Source organism: Pectobacterium sp. PL64, assembly GCF_022477975.1.
GTDB lineage: Bacteria > Pseudomonadota > Gammaproteobacteria > Enterobacterales > Enterobacteriaceae > Pectobacterium > Pectobacterium jejuense.
Genome location: NZ_CP092070.1, coordinates 1,950,203 through 1,970,542, shown reverse-complemented (window position 1 = coordinate 1,970,542; position 20,340 = coordinate 1,950,203). Strand labels below are relative to the sequence as shown.

Here is a 20,340-nt window from a genome sequence, read left to right as displayed (position 1 = left end):
ATTTTTCGACTATTCCGAAATAACCCCGTGTGTTTTTTATTTCAGGTGCTATTTAGATAATTACAGGTTCTTCCCAAAGAATTCTGCCAGTTTGTTTAATGCGGGATTAACAAACTGAGGTTTATCGTACAAATCAAAATGAGAGGCGCCGGGAATAATCATTAATTCTTTTGGCTGCTTAGCATTATCATAAGCTTGCTGACTGAATATACGCGTTTCTGCCTTTTCCCCTGCGATCAACAGCACGGGCCTTGGTGATACCTGATCCATATGTTCCAGAGGGTAATAAGCCATATGTAATCCAGGACTTGTTACCACATAGCGGTTTTGAACATTAGGATGATTGCCACGAGGCGTAAGGTAGTAATCTGTGGCTTCACGAACAAAATTGGGGGTACTGGCATTTACCGTATTCCGTGGTGGAAGCAATGACTGAACCAGCAAAGGCGCGCCAGCGGCTTCTTTGTTTAGCTGTTCATCTACACTTTGCATCAATTTCTGGCGGTCCGACGCCGAAACCGGCATTCCCTCAATTCCGTTACGAGTCGCTTCACCGATGTCATACGTCACCACCCCAGCCACGGCCTTGACCCGAGCATCTGTTTGCGCTTCGTGGAGGGTATAGCCGCCTCCAGCACAGATACCTAACGTGCCAATGCGTGCAGCATCAACCTGTGGCAGGCTACTGAGATAGCCGACGGCACTGCGGATATCCTGAACACGGTCAGCCGGATTCTCAAGATTGCGAGGTACGCCTCCGCTTTCTCCATAATGAGATGCATCATAAGCCAGTGTAATGAAGCCGCGTTTTGCCAACTGTTGGGCATAAAGGCCGGAAGCCTGTTCTTTCACGCCTCCCCAGGGATGGGATACCACAATGGCAGGGTACGTTTTCGTACTGTCATAGTTTGGCGGCAGATATAAGTTAGCCGCCATTCTGACAGAGCCGTTCTGAAATGATATTTTCTGTGAACCAACAACATTAATACCTTCAGCTACCGTGGACGGATTACTTGCAGCAAAGGTAGAATTCGCAATGAATAATGACGCGCATAGTAACGAAATTTTCAGTAATGACATAAATTCCTCGTGCGTTATAACTTTTTAAAAGATAGGTTTTTATTGATAGAAAAATTCATCAACTGATAAATACTCAGTTGATTTTTTCAGTAGGTGTTTAGTTTAAAATGATGCGGACTGCAAGATTAATAAATCAAGCAAGGAGGCCTATTATATATCACAGGCTTAAATTAATTCACCCGGCAGCCCAGTGTGATAAAAGCGTCTGTAATTTAACGCCGTGATGATTACGTATCATCACCTGTCATTAATTTATATCACCAGCCTCTTATTAACCAGAGCCTCTGATTGTTTGCAGTTATAACTCAGATTCATTAATCTACGGAGTATATTTTCTGGCGGTATACAGGTGTGTTAGGCTCAACGATATTGATTAGACTCGGTAGGATCTTTTTCGTGAGTAAGGATAAACATGGCGCGTGAAGGTTTCACTGATTTAATCGCTCTGATCGCGGTGGCACAAACAGGGAGTTTTACCCGAGCGGCAGCCCAACTGGGTGTCACGCAACCCGCCCTGAGCGCGAGTATCCGGGGGCTTGAGGAGCGACTCGTTGTGCGCCTTCTGTTACGTAGCACCCGCAGCGTAACGCTGACAATGGCCGGGCAGCACCTTGTGGATCGCATCGTTCCTGAATTTGAGCAAATCGATAATGAGCTAAAATCCCTGAACGATCTCCGGGACAAACCCACGGGCACACTGCGCATCACCGCGATTGATTATGCCATCAGGTCCGTTTTGTGGCCCAAATTATCCGTCTTTCTGCAACAATATCCGGACATCACCGTTGAGCTCATCAGTGAGTATGAAAGCGTGGATATTGCAGCAAGAGGTTATGATGCCGGGGTAAGATTTGGAATGGAACTCGCTCAGGATATGATATCCGTACGTATCAGCCCCGATATTAAGAATGCCGTAGTCGGTTCCACAAGCTATTTAGCCAGGCATGCAGCCCCGCAAGTCCCTGCCGATCTCAGTCAGCACAAATGTATTCGGCTGCGTACATCAACATATGGTGGCCTTTATGACTGGGAGTTTACTGATAATGGGCGAACCTTTGATGTCAGGGTCACGGGTTCAGTGATATGCAATAACGCCTATGACATTCTGGAAGCCGCCAAAGATGGTTTTGGTCTTGCCTATCTGCCACAGGACATGGTTCAGCCCGATATCGATTCAGGCAAAATGGTTTCCGTCCTTCAGGATTGGTGCCCTGTCTGGCCTGGCTTTCATCTCTATTATCCGAACCGACGCCAGCACTCAAGAGCGATGGCGTTAATGGTCGAGGCACTACGCTATCAGGAAAAGCAGACATGATTCATCGTTCACGTCTCACCATCCCTGATACAAAGGCCTTTCAGACACAAACTCCTTACTTAGCCGTTGATACAGGCTATGTTTCCGCCAGAAATGAGGCAGGCCATGTCAGGTGAAAATTTCAAAGATATTGTCGCGTTCATTACCGTGGCGAAGGAACGCAGTTTTACCCGGGCGGCGGCGCAATTGGGGGTTTCTCAGTCAGCGCTGAGTCATACTATGCGTAATCTTGAAGAAAGGCTTGGGCTGCGCCTGCTTACCCGGACAACCCGGAGTGTATCTCCAACGGAAGCGGGAGAGCGATTACTTGAGCGCGTGGCCCCTCGCTTTGATGCGATCGCAGATGAGCTGGCTTCCCTGCGGGAATTGAGTCATAAGGTCGCGGGGACAGTCAGGATAACCGCGTCAGATTTTGCCTTTAATGCTTTTGTCTGGCCCAGACTGTCAGGGGAATTACTGAAGTATCCTGAGATAAAACTGGAGATTTCCAACGACCCTGCACTAACAGATATTATTTCTGAGCGATTTGACGCTGGCATCAGGCCCGGTGACCAGATCGGGAAAAATATGGCGTCAGTGAGAATTTCTCCAGACCTGCGAACGGTAATGGTTGCGTCCCCTTCTTATTTTCGGGAAAACGCCATCCCTCTGACGCCCGATGATTTAGAGAATCATTCATGTATAAACACGCGTTTTTCTCTGAGTGGCGGCATTAATGCGTGGGAACTGAAGAAAGAAGATAAAATCCTGCAATGCCGTGTGGATGGGCCTCTGATCTTTAATTCTGTTTATGCTGCCCTGGATGCGGCTCTGGCGGGATTTGGACTTGCCTATATACCCGAAATCCTCGCCCGTCCCTATCTCGCCAGCGGTCGTCTGCAGAGGGTGCTTCAGGACTGGAGTCACCTGCGTCAGGGCTTTCACATTTTCTATTCAAGCGAGCGCCAACTGCTGCCGGCACTGTCACTAATCATTGAAACGTTACGCTATCATCCAGAAGTATGAACAACGCCGCCATCATCGCGATAAACTGGCTGAATATCAAAACAGGTTAATTGATCGGCAGAAACAGTAGCGTTCTTAAAGCACACCCCAAGGCTGACTTCCAAGCATTGCCGCTCGCCCTGCTTTCTTGTAACCTTCCCTTGCTACACGCCGAATCCTGAACACAAAAACCTGAAACTACTGGACGTTACATGACTGCTCATACTTCTAAAGATCCTTTGCATGGCGTCACGCTTGAAATGCAAGTCAATGCGTTGGTTGCCCGTTTTGGCTGGGTTGAGTTGGGTAAACGGATCAACATCAATTGCTTTAAAAGCGATCCAAGCGTCAAATCCAGTTTAAAGTTTCTGCGTCGGACACCCTGGGCGCGAGCCGAAGTTGAAGCACTGTACCTTGATTCTCTCGACGGTTCTGCTCCCGTAAAATCAGATGATAGCGCCGTTGATCCATGGGCTAATAGCCGCAGAAATAAGAGCTAGCCAACGTGAAAAAGCCAGTCGTACTTATTGCCGCTGCGCTTCTACTTGTCAGTTGCGCGTCTAAGCCACCGAGTTCGCTTGTCACCCCGCTTCCTCCTGTTAAACAGCCTCTTCCGGCGAAATCTCAGCAGAATAAGGAACCCATGCGCGGTGTCTGGCTGGCGACCGTTTCCCGCTTGGATTGGCCGCCGATAGCATCCGTCAATGCCAGCAGCCCTGCTATACGCATAGCTCAGCAGCAGGAAGCGCTGAAAGGCAAACTGGATAAATTGAAAAGTCTCGGTATCAATACCGTATTTTTTCAGGTTAAGCCTGATGGTACCGCGCTCTGGCCTTCTAAGATATTGCCCTGGTCAGATATGTTAACGGGCAATATTGGTGAGGATCCGGGCTACGATCCGCTCCAGTTCATGCTGGATGAAGCGCACAAACGCGGTATGAAAGTCCATGCCTGGTTAAATCCCTATCGCGTCTCCGTTAACACTAAACCGTCAACTGTAACGGAGCTAAATCGCACCTTGTCGCAGAACCCGGCCAGCGTATTTGTATTGCATCGTGACTGGATCCGCACGGCAGGCGATCGCTTTGTGCTCGACCCAGGTATCCCAGAAGCGCGAAACTGGATCACCAGTATCGTGGCCGAAGTTGTGGCGCGTTACCCTATTGATGGTGTGCAGTTCGATGATTACTTCTATGCCGAATCATCCGGTTCGATGCTCAACGATGGTGAAACCTTTAAAAAACAGGGTCAGGGATTTGGCTCAAAGGCAGACTGGCGGCGGCACAATACACAGCTGTTGATTGAGCAGGTGTCGCGCACTATCAAGCAATTGAAACCCGAGGTTGAATTTGGCGTCAGCCCTGCGGGCGTATGGCGCAACCGGTCACACGATGCGGCAGGTTCCGACACGCGAGGCGCGGCCGCCTACGATGAAGCGTATGCCGATACCCGCCAGTGGGTGCAACAAGGACTGTTGGATTACATTGCCCCGCAGATATACTGGCCTTTCGCACGTGACGCGGCTCGTTATGATGTCTTGGCAAAATGGTGGGCTGATGTGGTGAAGCCCACAAACACACGCCTCTATATTGGCGTTGCGCTGTATAAAGTGGGTGAGCCTTCAAAGAATGAGCCTGACTGGACGGTAAATGGTGGCGTGCCGGAGCTGAAAAAGCAGCTCGATTTGAATGAGTCTGTGCCACAAATTAACGGCACGATCCTGTTCAGAGAGAACTATCTCAATCAGCCACAGACCCAGGAAGCGGTTAATTACCTCAGAAACCGCTGGAATCCGATTTAACGAAAGGCAGAGGCTTCAAAACCTCTGCCCCTTCCTCTGGTGCTGATTCATGCCTGAATCAAGCGCTTAAATAATAATTGCTGAATATCTTGTCGGTGAGCAAGAAGAGCATGGACGGTAACCAGATTATTTTCGATTGAATAGAGGACTCGATATCCTCCCGAAGTATTATATTCCCTGTATTTTCCGCACCCGATTTTCAACAGTTCCGGGCTGATCTGACAGCTCAAAGGAAACTGCCGGATTTTACTCTCAAATTGGTCCAGAATTTCATTGATCATCGGACCGGGTTCTACATCAACACGGCGGAGATGGCTGACAATATCGCTGATACAGACTCTGACCGTCGAGGTGTATTCTATCGTTACTCTCGGTTCTTCCATTTAGCGTCCCTTCCTGATGACATTGTCAGTTCAGAATTCCAGCCCATCCAGCAATTGCTCCCTGCTGAACACTTTTCCTTCAGCTTTGTCTTTCTCAGACAGTGTTAAAAGCTTCAGCAGTGCAATGGCATTTTCCCGTTCCTGCTGTTGATCGTAGGATTCAATAACGTAGGCAGGAACGCCATTTTGGGTCACCAGAATGGGTTCAGCGAGGTCAAGCGTGGCTGCGTTTTTCTTTATATAGCTAATCGTCTCGATCTTCATGGTGCTTTCCTCCTGATATCGATTTCAGTCTTAATTTAGTCTTTATATAGACTGAAAACAATGTGTAAAGCATCATCACGACTCTCTCTTACTTGTGGTTTTCTCCCTGATCGCTATAGCTAAACGTGCTGTTTACCCCTCTTATTGCCACTTTTTCGGTTCAGGAATTCTGCGGTAGGCGGATTTTTTTTGCTTATTTAATAAGCATGTAAAGTAGCTATGACATCATGATTCGTAGAAATTCAATCAACCAATTGATTTTTATGTGAAAAAATAAAAGTTTCGAAACGAAATAAATCATTGAGTCGGTGACTGAAAAAACCTATATTGGCCGCGTTTTTCTTATAGTAGTTACGTGTTTAATTCATTTATTCAACTGTGGTTGCCTGCGAGCTCACGGTTGTAGGAGAGATATGATGACGGATAAAGTCCGTATTGACAGTTTAGGTGCGAATTCATTAAACGGAAACAATGAAACCTATTTGGCAAGACAAGCTGAATTTGAATCGAACGTGAGGAGTTATCCACGCAAATTGCCTCTGGCAATTGCGAAAGCCGAAGGCGTGTGGATTACTGATGTTGAGAATAATCAATATCTTGATTGTCTGGCTGGGGCGGGAACGCTGGCGCTTGGACATAACCATCCTGACGTGCTGCAAAGCATCCAACGTGTCATTACTAGCGGCTTGCCGTTACATACACTGGATCTGACAACGCCGTTGAAAGATCAGTTCTCCGAATATCTGCTTTCCTTACTGCCTGGTCAGGGCAAAGAGTACTGCCTCCAGTTTACGGGCCCTTCTGGCGCCGATGCTGTTGAAGCTGCGCTGAAACTGGCAAAAAAATACACCGGTCGCGCTGGTGTGATCAGCTTCTCCGGTGGTTACCACGGCATGACGCATGGCGCACTGTCCGTAACCGGTAACCTGTCGCCGAAAGAAGCGGTCGACGGCATGATGCCTGAAGTCCAGTTCATGCCTTATCCGCACCTGTACCGTTGCCCGCTGGGCATTGGCGGTGAAGCCGGCGTTAAAGCATTAACCTACTACTTCGAAAACCTGATCAATGACGTTGAGAGTGGCGTACGCAAACCTGCTGCTGTCATTCTGGAAGCCGTTCAGGGCGAAGGCGGCGTTAACCCGGCACCTGTCGAATGGTTGCAGCGCATCCGTAAAGTGACGCAGGAACACGGTATTCTGCTGATCATCGACGAAGTTCAGGCGGGCTTTGCTCGTACCGGTAAATTCTTTGCCTTCGAACACGCTGGCATTGAGCCAGATATCATCGTGATGTCTAAAGCAGTAGGTGGCGGCTTGCCATTAGCTGTGCTGGGTATCAAAAAGCAGTTCGATGCCTGGTCACCGGGTCACCACACGGGTACTTTCCGTGGTAACCAACTGGCGATGGCAACTGGCCTGACGACGCTGAAGCACCTCAAAGACAATCAGGTAGCAAACAAAGTCGCTGAGCAAGGTGAATGGCTGAAAGCCAAACTGGCTGAGCTGCAAAAACGCTATCCGGTGATCGGCCACATTCGCGGTCTGGGATTAATGATCGGGATTGAGATTGTTAAGCCTAATGAAGCGCAGGATCACATGGGTTGCTACCCGGCTGACGGCGAGCTGTCTGCCCTGTTGCAGAAAAAATGCTTTGAAACGGGCCTGATTCTGGAACGCGGTGGCCGTCATGGTTGCGTTCTGCGTCTGCTGCCTTCCCTGCTGATCAGCAATGCTGAATTGGAAATCTTCCTGGATAAATTTGAAAACGCCCTGCTGTCTGCTGGCGTGAAGCCAGTCTGAGTGGAGCGAATGACCACGATGTCCCAATTAGTGGAAACAGAAGCAGTGGAAACAAAAATCAACCCGATTCTGGCCTCTTCTGCACAGAGTATCGAAGCCTATCAGGAAGCGATTACGCAGAGTAGCCAAGCCGTCATGCAGTGGCTGCAACAGCCTGAGATGTATCAGGGCAAAACCGTTGCTGAACTGCGTGAACGCATCACGCTGGATTTTAATCCGCAGGGCCTGGGTAACCAGGCCGCTATCGAGCGTGCGATTGAGTACTTTTTGAAAGACAGCCTGTCGGTGCATCACCCACAGTGTGTCGCTCACCTGCACTGCCCGAGTTTGGTGGTCAGTCAGGCGGCGGAAGTCTTGATTAATGCCACGAACCAGAGCATGGACTCCTGGGATCAAAGCCCGTCAGCCACCATCATCGAGATGAAGCTGATTGAATGGCTGCGTACTCAGGTTGGCTATCAGTCTGGCGATGCGGGCGTATTCACCAGCGGTGGTACCCAGAGTAACCTGATGGGCCTGATGCTGGCGCGTGATGCCTTCTTTGCCCGTCAGGGACATTCGATCCAGCAAGATGGATTGGTTGGTAACCTGAAGAAAATTAAAGTGTTCTGTTCTGAAAATGCCCATTTCTCGGTGCAAAAGAACATGGCTTTGCTGGGGCTGGGTTATCAATGCGTTACGCTGGTGAAAACCGATCGCTTCGCGCGTATGGATCTGAACGATTTAGCTGAGAAAGTGGCGCTGGCCAAAGCTAACGGCGAGCAGATTCTGGCGATTGTGGCGACGGCCGGTACCACTGACGCGGGTGCGATCGATCCTTTACGGGCGATTGCCACGCTGGCGGCAGAACATCAGATTTGGGTACACGTCGATGCAGCCTGGGGCGGCGCACTGCTGCTGTCCGAGAAGTATCGCGATTATCTGGACGGCATTGAATTGGTGGATTCCATTACGTTGGATTTCCACAAACAATTCTTCCAGACTATCAGCTGCGGCGCTTTCTTGTTGAAAGAAGCGCGTCACTATGAGCTGATGCGCTATCAGGCGGCTTACCTGAACTCTGAGTTCGATGAAGCACAGGGCGTCCCTAATCTGGTGTCAAAATCATTGCAGACGACGCGCCGTTTTGATGCGCTGAAACTGTGGATGGGTCTGGAAGCATTGGGCCAACAGCAGTACGCGGCGATCATCGATCACGGCGTTACGCTGGCACAACAGGTTGCACAGTATGTGGATCAACATGCCTCGCTGGAATTGGTGATGCAGCCACAGCTGGCAAGCGTTCTGTTCCGTTTCCGCCCGCAACAGCTAGCGACAGCGGATGACGTGACTATCGCATTGCTTAACCAACGCATTGGCGATGCATTGCTGGAATCAGGTCGTGCCAACGTAGGTGTCACCGAATTTAACGGTGTTACCTGCCTGAAACTGACGTTGCTGAACCCAACGGTCAACCTGGACGATGTCAAAGTTCTGCTGGATCTGGTTGAAAGCACGGCACAGCCTCTGCTGACCGCGTAATTCCCCTGCTTTACTGCATCGTGAAAAGCCGATAACAATAATAGGTTATCGGCTTTTTTATTGCTGGGTTTTCTGGCCGTATTATTTCACTGGCACACGGATACCGTGGTTAAGGAATAAACAGTCACGGAATAAATCGAAACGCTAGGATAGATGAATAAATGACATCACAAAAAGCAACGCTAATAGGGTTAATCGCGGTCGTACTGTGGAGTGCGATTGTCGGGCTGATTCGGAGCGTAAGTGAAGGATTCGGCGCCGTCGGCGGCGCGGCGATGATCTATACGTTAAGCTCGGTGATGCTATTAGTGACAGTGGGTTTTCCTAAAATAAAAACCTTCCCGATATCCTACCTCATCATCGGCAGTATTCTGTTTGTCTGCTACGAACTGTGCCTCTCCCTCTCTCTTGGCTATGCCAACAACAGCACGCAGGCAATAGAAGTCGGCATGGTTAATTACCTCTGGCCGAGCCTGACGATCCTGTTATCCGTATTGGTTAATCGGCAAAAAACCAGTCTGGTTATTATCCCCGGCATGTTGCTTGCGATCACGGGAATTGGCTGGGTATTAGGCGGTGATGAAGGTTTATCTTTGAGCAGTATTATGAATAACCTCTATAGCAATCCATTAAGCTATGGGCTGGCTTTTGGCGGGGCAATTATCTGGGCGATTTACTGCGCGGTGACAAAGAAAATTGCTAACGGCGCAAACGGTATTACCCTCTTCTTTATCCTGACGGCATTAACGCTGTGGGTTAAATATCTACTCGCTCCTCAACCTGAATTTATTATCAGCACGCCTGTTATCATCAGTTTGATTCTCGCCGCCGGTGCGATGGGGTTTGGTTACGCTGCGTGGAATATCGGTATTCTGCACGGTAATGTCACCGTTCTGGCGACCGCGTCTTATTTCATCCCCGTTATTTCCGCTGCGCTTGCGGCATTTATTCTTAATTCGACGTTAACCGTGGCCTTCTGGCAAGGTGCGGCAATGGTCAGTCTGGGATCGCTGCTGTGTTGGTGGTCAACCCGCTCCGCTACATTGAAAAACGTCTCGGAGCAGGCTAATTAATGCGCCAAGATGCAGGGCAAACTAATACGAATATCCCGGTTTTTTCGGCAACGTATCCAACTGCGGTTTGATGAACGGGTCGTAAACGTCATCTTTCCAGCGCTCCGGCTGGATTTCATTTAACGCGACAGAAAGCGATTCGTCGGAAGAACCGAAATGCTTCTTCAGGACCGCAGCAAGATCTTCCGCGACGGCTTTCTTCTCTTCTTCAGACAGATTCCTTGGGAAGTGTTTGACATCGATATGGGGCATGGAATGGTCCTTTTCATTGATGAAACAGCACGTTGGTTAAGCTAGCCAGTGAGTTAAGATAGCTAGTGTGCATGAAGACGGCAATAGGATAGTTCGCCCGATGATAAACAACCCGCTTGAGACAAATTGGCCTAAACTCATCGAAGTGTGTCATTCAGGCCACTGTTAACGATCTGCCAGATTCTTATACTGCTCCTGTTTGGCGCGTAACAGCGCTGCCAGTTAACCGGATATGGGAGCAATAAGATGAAAATAATGCAGATTCGCAATGCGACATTACGACTGGAATTTGGTGGGAAAACGTTTCTGATTGACCCGATTAACGCTGATCAAAACGTCTGGCCAGCACGGTTCTGATGAAACCTATGCTAATCCACAGATGGCGGAACGACTGGGTGACGTCTGCGGGATTATCTTCCAGCATGCGCATGAGAGATCGTTTTATCTGGCTGGTGATACCGTCTGGAATCAGCATGTTATTGCTGCACTGACGCATCACACGCCCGATGTGGTGGCGCTGAATATCGGCAATGCGGTCATTCCCGGCTTCGGTTCCATTATCATGGGAAAAGAGGATGTACGGCGTGTGCATCAGCTCGTACCCAATGCGGCGATAGTCGCAACACATATGGAAGCGGTGAACCATTGCCTTCTGAGTCGGGCTGAACTGCGTGACTATTTGCATGAAGAAAAGCTTCAGTCCGTCGCGCACGTACCGAACGATGGCGAAAGCGTGCAATTCTGAACCGGACAGTAACCGGAACCTATTGATGATTTGATGAGGGCTATTATGGCTGTGCTAACCGTCGCGGTGGTTGTCTCCGAGAATTTTAGCCCGTTTCATTTATCTATACCGGGTATGGTTTTCAGCGACATGCTCTATGAAGAAAAACAATTTGAGCTTTTTTTCTGTGCGGAAAAACCGGGTATGGTGGCATCAGAGCACGGGTTTTCTATCAACGTTGATCACGGATTTTCCGCATTAGAAAACGCCGATTTGATCGTGGTTCCCTACTGGAGCCATCCAGAGACGCGCCCTTCTGCACCGCTTCTGGATGCATTACGCGCTGCCGCAACCCGCAAAGCACAGATCGCCGGTTTGTGTCTGGGGACTTATGTGCTGGCTTATGCCGGATTGCTAGATGGCCGCCGCGCCTCAACACATTGGGCGTTTGAGCAGGATTTTATCGCCCGCTTTCTTCATGTGCAGTTGGATACCAACGCGCTCTATGTCGAAGATGAACATCTGATTACGTCTGCGGGTACGGTGGCGGCAATAGACTGCTGCCTTTATCTGGTTCGTCAACATTGCGGCAGCGCTATCGCTAACCGCGCCGCCCGTCGTCTGGTGATCCCGCCTTACCGTGAAGGTGGGCAGGCTCAGTTTATTGAACATCCGGTGCCGGAAAATACGCGAGATAGTAAAATCAATCAGCTGCTGGACTATCTGCGCAGCCATCTCCGTTCGCCCCACTCTTTGGATGCGCTGGCAAGCCGCGTGCAGATGAGCCGCAGGACATTTACCCGACATTTCTTCCGGGCCACAGGCATGACGGTTAGCGACTGGCTAACGGCGGAGCGACTCCATCATAGCCAGGCATTGCTGGAGTCGACCTCTCACTCCATCGAAGCGATTGCGGATAGTGTGGGTTTTCAGTCAGCGGTAACCTTTCGCCAGCAGTTCAAACAGCGTTTTAGCGTGAGCCCGACCGACTGGCGTAAAACGTTTCAGGATAAAAGCACCACTCGCTGATATTCATCGTCTGCCAAAAAATAGCCAGATCATTATATTATTGGTGAAGATACAGATTGCCACCTATCTTTAAAGTGTGATGATGATCACGGTCATCAATACTACAAACACAACACCTCACTGACAAACACGCGCCCTTTCTGACTAACGTTAATCGTCCATCGTTACTCTCTGTTTATCCAAGATAAAACATGGAGAACCCATGCAAACGCGTAATAAGAAGCTGATTATTTTCAGCGATCTCGACGGATCGTTGCTCGATCATGAGACTTACCGGTGGGATGCCGCGAAACCGTGGCTGACACGGCTGGCGAATGAGGGAATTCCACTGATTATCACCACCAGTAAAACGGCGGCTGAAGTTGAGCCCTTACGGCGAGCGCTCGGGCTGGAACCGTATCCCTATATTGCGGAAAACGGTGCGATTGCCGTGCTACCGCCGACATGGCAATCACATCCCAATTATCCAAGGAAGAGGATGGGTGCAGGGTATTCCGTTATCCGCACCCAGTTGGAATCGCTGCGCGCATCCGGTTTCTGCTTCAGAGGCTTTGGCGATATGAGCAGTACGGAAATAGCAGAGATGACGGGATTAACCGTGCAAGACGCCCAGCGAGCGCAACAGCGAGAAGCCACTGAACCGCTGCTGTGGCTGGACGAGCAAAATGCCCTACCGCGTTTTTGCCAGTCATTGACAGAGGCGGGTTTGACTCTGACCCAAGGTGGTCGCTTTTATCACGCCATGAGTGCCCAAACGAGTAAGGGATTTATGGTTAACTGGATAAAAACACAGTATATCGAGAAGTACGGTACTGACGTCAAAACGCTTGGTCTGGGTGACGGTCCGAACGATATATCCCTGCTATACGAGGTGGACTACGCCGTATTAATTAAAGGCAAAGGAAATCAAATTGTTAACCTGCCTGAATCGTACAGCGGCAAGCAATATTGCACGCAGAATTCAGGGCCTCAAGGCTGGAGTGAAGGACTGGCGCATTTTATTGGCAACGATCATTTCTCGGCATGACATAGCCGCAATAGGGTATGGGAGCATAGGATGAGCGAATTTTATCAAGATGGCATCATTACCAATTTTCATAATCTCACTCAGAGAAGCACGGAAGAGCTAGAGTATGAACTTAAGGTATTTTCCGGGCAAAACAGTATGGGGCTGATTCTGCCCTCTCTGTACTCGGAGCTGGAAGGCCCTGCGCTGAGCCACATTGTCGATCAGCTATCTCAGGTTTCTTACCTTGGCGAAATTGTGATTGGGTTGGATCGCGCCGATCGGGAACAGTTTCTTTACGCCCGAAAATTCTTCTCTCGCCTACCGCACCGACATCGCATCCTATGGAACGATGGCCCGCGCCTGAAAGCACTCAGCGACGAACTGGCAGAAAAATCGCTGGCACCAGAGGAACCCGGCAAGGGCCGGAATGTCTGGTTTTGTGTCGGCTACACGCTGGCATCGCGTCGTTCTGCCTGTGTTGCCTTACATGATTGTGACATTGTCACCTATGACCGTGCGATGCTGGCTCGCCTACTCTATCCCGTGGCGAATCCGCACTTTAATTACGACTTCTGCAAAGGCTATTACGCCCGTGTTGCAGAGGGAAAACTGAATGGCCGCGTGGGACGTTTGCTGGTCTATCCGTTACTGAAATCGCTGCAAAAAGTCTACGGCAATTCCGACTATCTGGATTACATGCGCAGTTACCGCTATCCACTTTCCGGCGAGTTTGCGATGCGCACCACCATTCTGAACAACCTGCGCATTCCCGGCGATTGGGGACTGGAAATTGGCGTGCTGTCAGAAATTTATCGCGGCACCGCAACCCGCCGCATTTGTCAGGTAGATATCGCCGATTGCTACGACCATAAACATCAGCCAATGTCTGAAGACGATCCTAACGCGGGATTGCAGCGCATGGCGGCGGACATCACAAAAGCCCTGTATCGCAAGCTGGCGATACTCGGCGTGAATATCACCACAGATTCTTTCCGCGTCCTTCGGGCGACCTACTATCGCACCGCGCTTGATATGATCGATGCTTTCGAGCATGACGCACGTATGAACGGCCTGAGTTTCGACCGTCATAAAGAGGAGTCAGCGGTGGAATTATTTTCTGATGTCATCACCTTTGCAGGTCATGCCTATAGCGACGTCCTGGGTGATAAACCGTTTGTGCCAAGCTGGAACCGCGTGCAGTCTGCGTTTCCCGATATCCTTGAGCGGTTGTATGCAGCGGTCGAAGCCGACAATCAGGAAACGTGATGCCTTCCGCTATGTACTTGCTATCTCATAGGGCAAACGCATCATGATGCATCATTGCATGCGTCATGATGGCTCCCTTGCATAAGTAATTCATATCATTCGATTTAATCACTCAATGAATAAACCAATTTTTCTTACCTTTAATCGATACATCAGAAAACGCAGCATTTCCCGCCAGACGGACATACTTGTCGTAAGAAAATGTTATTTCACCTATTTGACAAGGCATTAGCGTTCAGTCGATTAATGAAGTTGGCGCGCTTTATGCTTTAGCTCTCCTGTCATTATGTAACTAAGGAGAGTGTTTTGATGAATTTTTTAATCAATGAAAGCGACGTGTTAAACCCAAAACGCAGAGCATTATTAAAACTTTCGGGCGCCCTGCTGGGAACGGCGGCGGTAACCACAGGGTTAAGTTCGCGGGTTTTTGCCGAGACTCAACCTGAGAACGCTGCATTTACCGCACCGTCGGCCACTAACCCAATCCGTATTAACTTCAATGAGAACCCACTGGGCATGTCGCCCAAAGCGCAAGCCGCCGCGCGCGAGGCTGTCGTGAAAGCCAATCGCTATGCAAAAAATGAAATTTTACTGCTTGGCAATAAGCTGGCGGCGCATCATCAGGTCGAGGCCCCTTCCATCTTGCTGACGGCCGGATCGTCCGAAGGCATCCGGGCGGCCATTGAAGCCTACGCCTCGCTGGATACACAGCTGGTGATTCCTGAATTAACCTACGGCGACGGCGAACACTTTGCGAAAATTGCCGGCATTCGTGTCACGAAAGTCAAAATGCTCGACAACTGGGCATTCGATCTTGAAGGGCTGAAAGCCGCCGTGGCAGGCTACAGCGGCCCTTCCATCGTTTATCTGGTTAATCCCAATAACCCAACGGGCACGATTACGCCAGCGGATTTAATCGAACCGTGGATTGCCAGCAAGCCAGCCAATACGATGTTTATCGTCGATGAGGCTTATGCCGAGTTCGTCAATGACCCACGTTTTCGCTCTATTTCACCGATGATCACGCAGGGTGCAGAGAACATTATTTTGCTCAAAACGTTCTCCAAAATACACGCCATGGCTGGTATGCGCGTTGGGTATGCCGTCGCCCATCCCAACGTTATTGCGTTGATGGGAAGGTATGTCGCAGGCGAAAAAATCAACTTTAGCGGCGTGGATGCCGCATTGGCCTCCATGGACGATTCGGCATTCATTACCTACAGCAAAAAGAGTAATGATGTGTCGCGCCAAATCCTGCTGAAAGCGTTGGATGACCTGAAACTCCCTTACTTACCGTCAGAGGGAAATTTTGTGTTCCACCAGTTGGTCGTGCCGCTTAAGGATTACCAAAAGCATATGGCAGACGCGGGCGTGCTGATTGGCCGCGCGTTTCCTCCGGCGGATAACTGGTGTCGTATCTCGTTAGGGACACCGCAGGAAATGCAGTGGGTCGCGGATACTATGCGTGAATTCCGCAACAAGAACTGGATTTAATCCTCCGCCATACCAACCTTGTCGCACCGTCGTGGCCGACATTCGCCTCTCGTTCTGAGGGGCGATGATTCCTGAACCGCATCGTTGAAACCGGAGTAACGCTTGACCCACGGGGAATTGCGCGGCTAAATGATCGTATGCCTTTCATTATTTATATTGATATCAGGCACAAGCAAAATATGAAAACGGTCAGGGAGAAATAAGAGCATGATTATTTTTGTTACCGGTGCAACGGCTGGGTTTGGTGAGTCAATTACGCGTAAATTCATTAGTGCGGGCCATAAAGTGATCGCGACCGGCCGCCGTCAGGAACGTCTGGATGCGCTGAAGGCGGAACTGGGTGATGCGCTGTATCCGTTAAAACTGGATGTGCGCGACCGTCAGGCGATCGAACAGGCCGTTGCTGCCCTGCCAGCCGAATGGCGGACCATTGATGTGCTGGTTAACAACGCTGGACTGGCGCTGGGTCTGGAGCCTGCGCATAAAGCCTCGGTAGACGATTGGGAAAACATGATCGATACCAACAACAAAGGACTGGTGTTCATGACGCGCGCGCTGCTGCCCGCCATGGTGGAGCGCAATATCGGTCATGTCATCAATATCGGTTCTACCGCAGGAAACTGGCCTTATGCGGGCGGTAACGTGTACGGAGCCAGCAAAGCGTTCGTGCAGCAGTTTAGCCTGGGCTTGCGTGCCGATCTGTCTGGCACCCGAATCCGCGTAACGAATATCGAACCGGGCTTGGTCGGTGGAACGGAGTTCTCGGCCGTGCGCTTCAAGGGTAACGACGACAAAGTCAGTAAAACCTATGACAACACGACGCCGCTGACCGCCGAAGATGTGTCTGAAGCCGTTTTCTGGGTAGCGACTCTGCCAGCACACGTCAATATCAATACGTTGGAAATGATGCCGGTCAGCCAGTCTTTTGCTGGGTTAAGCGTACACCGCGAAGGTTAATCATTACTGAAACACAAGAATTAAGGGCATGAACGCAGTTTCATGCCCTTTTCTATTGGTTCACAAACCGCTTTTACCAGATGCTGCACGGTTATAGTGCCGTTGAAGCGAAGGATGTATACTTCTCGTTATAGGTAACCTTCCTTTTTGCACAAAGCTCGGGGGTTACAGGGAACGGCGATCGCCTTTTGTTGTCTATCGCTTGCCGTGCGCTTTATCGTTCTGCTGCACCGGCGTTTGTTTTTATCATTCGTTCTGTCAAGGTGAAACATGAACCACTACTCTTTCTCTTCTTTGATTCGGGCCTTCATCCCGCTTTCTCTGGTTATCGTTTCCGCTGCCTGGCAGCCTGCCGCACTGGCAGAGACACGCCACATCATTGTTGATTCCGGCGACAGCGCGCTGTCGAAAGAAGCCGCGCGTCAAAGCAAAGAGCAATGGGACTCAACTCGCTCACTGCGTAATAAAGTGAACAACCGCGTTGAGAAAGAATTCGATAAAACGGAAAAAGCGATTGATGGGCGTGAAAAATGCAACGCCAGCTATAACGTCAATGCTTACTGGGAAAACACGACAGAACGCTGTCTCGACCGCCGCAGTGGCCGCCCCGTTACCCCCTGATTTTTCACCCACGCCTTCTGGCGTGGGTTTCCCCTTTTCTCTTCATATTGCAGCAAAATAGTGCAGCAAATTAGCCTGCACCCGAGGGGACATCACCGTTAAACTCAACGATTATCGCTGTATCGTACCAACACGCATTGTTATCCAAAATGGAGTGCATCAGGATGAATATGGATCTCGTGCAGTTACTTTCACGCCCTTTTCACATTAAACTGTGGGGTGTGTTTATCATGTGTCTATTGGTCAGTTCGTGTGCAAGCACCTATCCGAAGACGGATAACATCACGAATATCACCAATGACAATGGGATGCTTATCGCTGAGTCTGCTACTTACGTTTATAAATTCTCTGACGCCCGCGCTCAAAAAGAGTATCAGGACTATTACGCGTTTTATCGTGATTACAAAGACATCATCACTGGCGTGAGGGTCGATTTTTCTCTCCGTAATGGCCAGGTCTACGCGAGATATAAAAACGTGATTGATACTCGCCGATTGACCCAAAAGCAGGAAGTGGATTTACGCGAACTCTACGCGGCGCAAATTCCTACGACAATGGGAAAAGGTGAAGTCACCTTTAGTGCGAACGGCACATTCAGTGAGAAAGACGGCTCATTGATCAGCCCGACAACAAACGGTCGCCTGCCACAGCCCATTCCGGTAGTGATCAACAGCAGTGATAACTCTGGCAAAGAGGTGCTGCTTGCGCCCCTCATGATTCCAGCCGTTGCCCTTTTCCCGCTATTTATGATGTATGGCTGTGCGACCGGGCCCTGTGTTTAACCTTCTCCGGGCCATCACTGGTGGCCTGATTTCGCGGCTTTTTCGCGTTATCGTCATCGTTTGATATACTCAAAGGGACTTTTTTCAGAGAAAAGGATCGAAAGATGAAAAAAACCGTCATTTTTGGTGCCGCGTTATTCCTGGTTACTCCGCTGGCTGCACTGGCATCTTGCGAGAGCGTGAAAACGGATATTGCCCAGAAAATCATCGCCAATGGTGTACCAGAATCCGGTTTTACGCTGGATATCGTCCCGAACGATCAGGTGAATCAGGCCAGTGGTCAGGTGGTTGGTCACTGCGAGAGTGATTCATACAAAATTGTTTACACCCGCCATGCTGAGGGCGACGCCAATACGGAAAGTGCGCCAGCGCCAGCAGAAGGTCAGCCGACGACCACACCGTAACCCTTCCTCTGGATGTTCAAAAGGCGCTTTCGCGCCTTTTCTTTTGTCTTATTTTTGTCGGGTTTCAGCCTGCCCCGGTCGCTGGCTTGCCGGGATCATTCTGGCGGAAAACAGCGTGATAGCCGCGATCAGTGCAGAAACGATAAATACGCCGTGGATAGACGAGGCGACTTGCGATGCCAGCGTATCGAGCTGGTTGACGCTCAGCAGGATACGCTTGGCTGGATCCATTAGCGTTTGGAGTGGATCGCTCACGTCCGGCAATCGCCAGTGCAGACTGATGTTCAGCGTCGCACCAAGGATTGCCGTTCCCAGCGCGGAACCCAGCATGCGGGTAAACATGGCGGAAGCCGTTGCAATGCCGCGGATGGAATAGTCCACCGAGTTTTGTATCGATACCAGAAACGTTGTGCTGCTTAGCCCCATTCCCGAACCGATCAGAAATGCCGCGAGCCGCGCCCACATAAGGTTGCTGTCCGGCTGAACGGTTAGCAGCGTCAGACTGCCGATAATCAGTACAATACCGCCGAGCATTGCTGTAAAGCGATAAGACGTCCACAGCATTAAGCGCCCGCTCAGCGTGCTGGCCAACGGCCAACCAATCGACATCATCGCCAGTATACTGCCCGCTTCCAGCGGCGTTTTACCCATTACGCCCTGAATAAACGTCGGCAAAAAGGCGCTCACGCCCATCATGGCGGCACCGACGACCAATCCGCCGAGATTACCGGCGATAATGACCCGATTGCGCCACAGCGCCAGCGGAAACAGCGGCTCCGGCGTGCGTTTTTCCTGTCGAACTAACAGAATGCTGCCCACGGCGGAGATCGCAAGCAGCGGGATCACCCAGTAACCGAACACCTCAGCCTGTAGCAGCGCCATCAGCAAACTGGCGACGGACACAATCAGATAGAACGCCCCCATCCAGTCCAACTGATGCTGGCGCACGGCATTCATCGTCGGCAGATAACGAGCCAGCAGGAAGATGGAGAACAGCCCAATCGGCACGTTGACCCAGAAGACCAGCGCCCAGTTGAAATGTTGCACGATAAACGCCCCCAGCAGCGGGCCGATAATCGCGGAAAAGCCCCACACGCTGGACAGATAGCCCTGTATTTTCGGGCGCTCGGTCGAGCTGTACACATCGGCAACAATGGTGAAGGCAATCGGCGTAATCGCGCCCGCGCCCAGCCCTTGTAAGGTGCGGAAGACGATCAGCCAACCCATCTGCGTTGAGAATCCGCACAGAATCGACCCCAGCAGGAACACGATCATGCCGAAGAAGAATATCTTTTTGCGTCCATACAGATCGGCCAATCGGCCATAAATTGGAATACTGATCGACTGCGTCAGCAAATAACCCGCAAAGACCCAGCCCAATAGGGAAAACCCGCCTAAATCCGCGATGATGGTGGGCAGCGCGGTGGCGACAATCGTCACTTCAATCGCAGCCGTGAACATAGCCAACATACAGGCAATTAAAATCCAATGGCGATGTGGGACAGGTGTTTGCTGCAGGTTATTCTCTGTTTTCATTATATTTTCAGGATAAGAAGAAAAACTGCCTGTGAGTATAACAGGT

At 50.3% G+C, this 20,340-nt stretch carries 21 protein-coding genes; 16 read left to right on the top strand and 5 right to left on the bottom strand.

What is annotated here, in order from left to right; genetic code table 11:
• Nucleotides 1–60: 60 nt before the first annotated feature.
• Nucleotides 61–1,080, bottom strand: a complete 1,020-nt coding sequence (locus HP572_RS08675) for an alpha/beta hydrolase (RefSeq protein WP_240585347.1) — start codon at nt 1,078–1,080, stop codon at nt 61–63.
• Nucleotides 1,081–1,492: 412 nt separating this feature from the next.
• Here HP572_RS08675 and HP572_RS08670 point away from each other — a divergent pair, with 412 nt between their 5' ends.
• From HP572_RS08670 to HP572_RS08655, 4 genes are all read left to right on the top strand, one after another.
• Nucleotides 1,493–2,395 (top strand): LysR family transcriptional regulator, encoded by a 903-nt coding sequence (locus tag HP572_RS08670; RefSeq protein ID WP_240585346.1) that lies wholly within the window; start codon nt 1,493–1,495, stop codon nt 2,393–2,395.
• A gap of 105 nt (nt 2,396–2,500) precedes the next feature.
• On the top strand, nt 2,501–3,400 hold the full coding sequence (locus HP572_RS08665; RefSeq protein ID WP_240585345.1) for a LysR family transcriptional regulator: 900 nt from the start codon (nt 2,501–2,503) through the stop codon (nt 3,398–3,400).
• A gap of 191 nt (nt 3,401–3,591) precedes the next feature.
• Nucleotides 3,592–3,879, top strand: a complete 288-nt coding sequence (locus HP572_RS08660) for a VF530 family DNA-binding protein (protein ID WP_109225199.1) — start codon at nt 3,592–3,594, stop codon at nt 3,877–3,879.
• 5 nt (nt 3,880–3,884) lie between these two features.
• A complete protein-coding gene (locus HP572_RS08655; RefSeq protein WP_240585344.1) occupies nt 3,885–5,180 on the top strand; it encodes a glycoside hydrolase family 10 protein in 1,296 nt (431 codons plus the stop codon).
• A 47-nt stretch (nt 5,181–5,227) separates the two neighbouring features.
• Here the strand turns inward: HP572_RS08655 and HP572_RS08650 are convergent, their stop codons facing one another.
• The gene (locus HP572_RS08650; protein WP_240585343.1) at nt 5,228–5,563 is read right to left on the bottom strand and encodes a type II toxin-antitoxin system RelE/ParE family toxin; all 336 of its coding nucleotides are present in this window, start codon (nt 5,561–5,563) and stop codon (nt 5,228–5,230) included.
• 30 nt (nt 5,564–5,593) lie between these two features.
• On the bottom strand, nt 5,594–5,827 hold the full coding sequence (locus HP572_RS08645; protein ID WP_010296028.1) for a type II toxin-antitoxin system Phd/YefM family antitoxin: 234 nt from the start codon (nt 5,825–5,827) through the stop codon (nt 5,594–5,596).
• A gap of 413 nt (nt 5,828–6,240) precedes the next feature.
• Here HP572_RS08645 and HP572_RS08640 point away from each other — a divergent pair, with 413 nt between their 5' ends.
• From HP572_RS08640 to yddG, 3 genes are all read left to right on the top strand, one after another.
• On the top strand, nt 6,241–7,626 hold the full coding sequence (locus HP572_RS08640) for a diaminobutyrate--2-oxoglutarate transaminase (RefSeq protein ID WP_205550419.1): 1,386 nt from the start codon (nt 6,241–6,243) through the stop codon (nt 7,624–7,626).
• 9 nt (nt 7,627–7,635) lie between these two features.
• Nucleotides 7,636–9,147, top strand: coding sequence for an aspartate aminotransferase family protein (locus tag HP572_RS08635; protein WP_240585342.1), 1,512 nt, complete (start codon nt 7,636–7,638; stop codon nt 9,145–9,147).
• Nucleotides 9,148–9,308: 161 nt separating this feature from the next.
• Complete coding sequence (yddG, locus tag HP572_RS08630) at nt 9,309–10,220, top strand: aromatic amino acid DMT transporter YddG (protein ID WP_240585341.1); 912 nt, start codon at nt 9,309–9,311, stop codon at nt 10,218–10,220.
• A gap of 21 nt (nt 10,221–10,241) precedes the next feature.
• Here the strand turns inward: yddG and pptA are convergent, their stop codons facing one another.
• Nucleotides 10,242–10,472: a tautomerase PptA gene (gene pptA, locus HP572_RS08625; protein ID WP_014915392.1), complete on the bottom strand. Its 231-nt coding sequence runs from the start codon at nt 10,470–10,472 to the stop codon at nt 10,242–10,244.
• 310 nt (nt 10,473–10,782) lie between these two features.
• Between pptA and HP572_RS08620 the strand changes: the two genes are divergently transcribed.
• The 9 genes from HP572_RS08620 (at nt 10,783) to HP572_RS08580 (ending at nt 18,758) form a co-directional block, all read left to right on the top strand.
• Nucleotides 10,783–11,217: an MBL fold metallo-hydrolase gene (locus HP572_RS08620; RefSeq protein ID WP_240585340.1), complete on the top strand. Its 435-nt coding sequence runs from the start codon at nt 10,783–10,785 to the stop codon at nt 11,215–11,217.
• Nucleotides 11,218–11,262: 45 nt separating this feature from the next.
• Nucleotides 11,263–12,225 (top strand): GlxA family transcriptional regulator, encoded by a 963-nt coding sequence (locus tag HP572_RS08615; RefSeq protein WP_240585339.1) that lies wholly within the window; start codon nt 11,263–11,265, stop codon nt 12,223–12,225.
• Nucleotides 12,226–12,427: 202 nt separating this feature from the next.
• A complete protein-coding gene (locus HP572_RS08610) occupies nt 12,428–13,252 on the top strand; it encodes a mannosyl-3-phosphoglycerate phosphatase-related protein (protein ID WP_240585338.1) in 825 nt (274 codons plus the stop codon).
• Nucleotides 13,253–13,282: 30 nt separating this feature from the next.
• Nucleotides 13,283–14,500, top strand: coding sequence for a glycosyl transferase (locus HP572_RS08605; RefSeq protein WP_240585337.1), 1,218 nt, complete (start codon nt 13,283–13,285; stop codon nt 14,498–14,500).
• 309 nt (nt 14,501–14,809) lie between these two features.
• Nucleotides 14,810–15,994 (top strand): histidinol-phosphate transaminase, encoded by a 1,185-nt coding sequence (locus tag HP572_RS08600; protein WP_240585336.1) that lies wholly within the window; start codon nt 14,810–14,812, stop codon nt 15,992–15,994.
• 207 nt (nt 15,995–16,201) lie between these two features.
• Nucleotides 16,202–16,951 (top strand): bifunctional NADP-dependent 3-hydroxy acid dehydrogenase/3-hydroxypropionate dehydrogenase YdfG, encoded by a 750-nt coding sequence (gene ydfG, locus HP572_RS08595; protein ID WP_014915384.1) that lies wholly within the window; start codon nt 16,202–16,204, stop codon nt 16,949–16,951.
• A 270-nt stretch (nt 16,952–17,221) separates the two neighbouring features.
• Complete coding sequence (locus HP572_RS08590; RefSeq protein WP_174865612.1) at nt 17,222–17,572, top strand: DUF1283 family protein; 351 nt, start codon at nt 17,222–17,224, stop codon at nt 17,570–17,572.
• Nucleotides 17,573–17,736: 164 nt separating this feature from the next.
• Nucleotides 17,737–18,354, top strand: coding sequence for a hypothetical protein (locus tag HP572_RS08585; RefSeq protein WP_240585335.1), 618 nt, complete (start codon nt 17,737–17,739; stop codon nt 18,352–18,354).
• A gap of 104 nt (nt 18,355–18,458) precedes the next feature.
• Nucleotides 18,459–18,758: a DUF1161 domain-containing protein gene (locus HP572_RS08580; RefSeq protein ID WP_240585334.1), complete on the top strand. Its 300-nt coding sequence runs from the start codon at nt 18,459–18,461 to the stop codon at nt 18,756–18,758.
• A 48-nt stretch (nt 18,759–18,806) separates the two neighbouring features.
• Here the strand turns inward: HP572_RS08580 and HP572_RS08575 are convergent, their stop codons facing one another.
• Entirely contained in the window at nt 18,807–20,294 is a 1,488-nt protein-coding gene (locus HP572_RS08575) for an MDR family MFS transporter (protein ID WP_240585333.1), read from the bottom strand.
• Nucleotides 20,295–20,340: the final 46 nt, after the last annotated feature.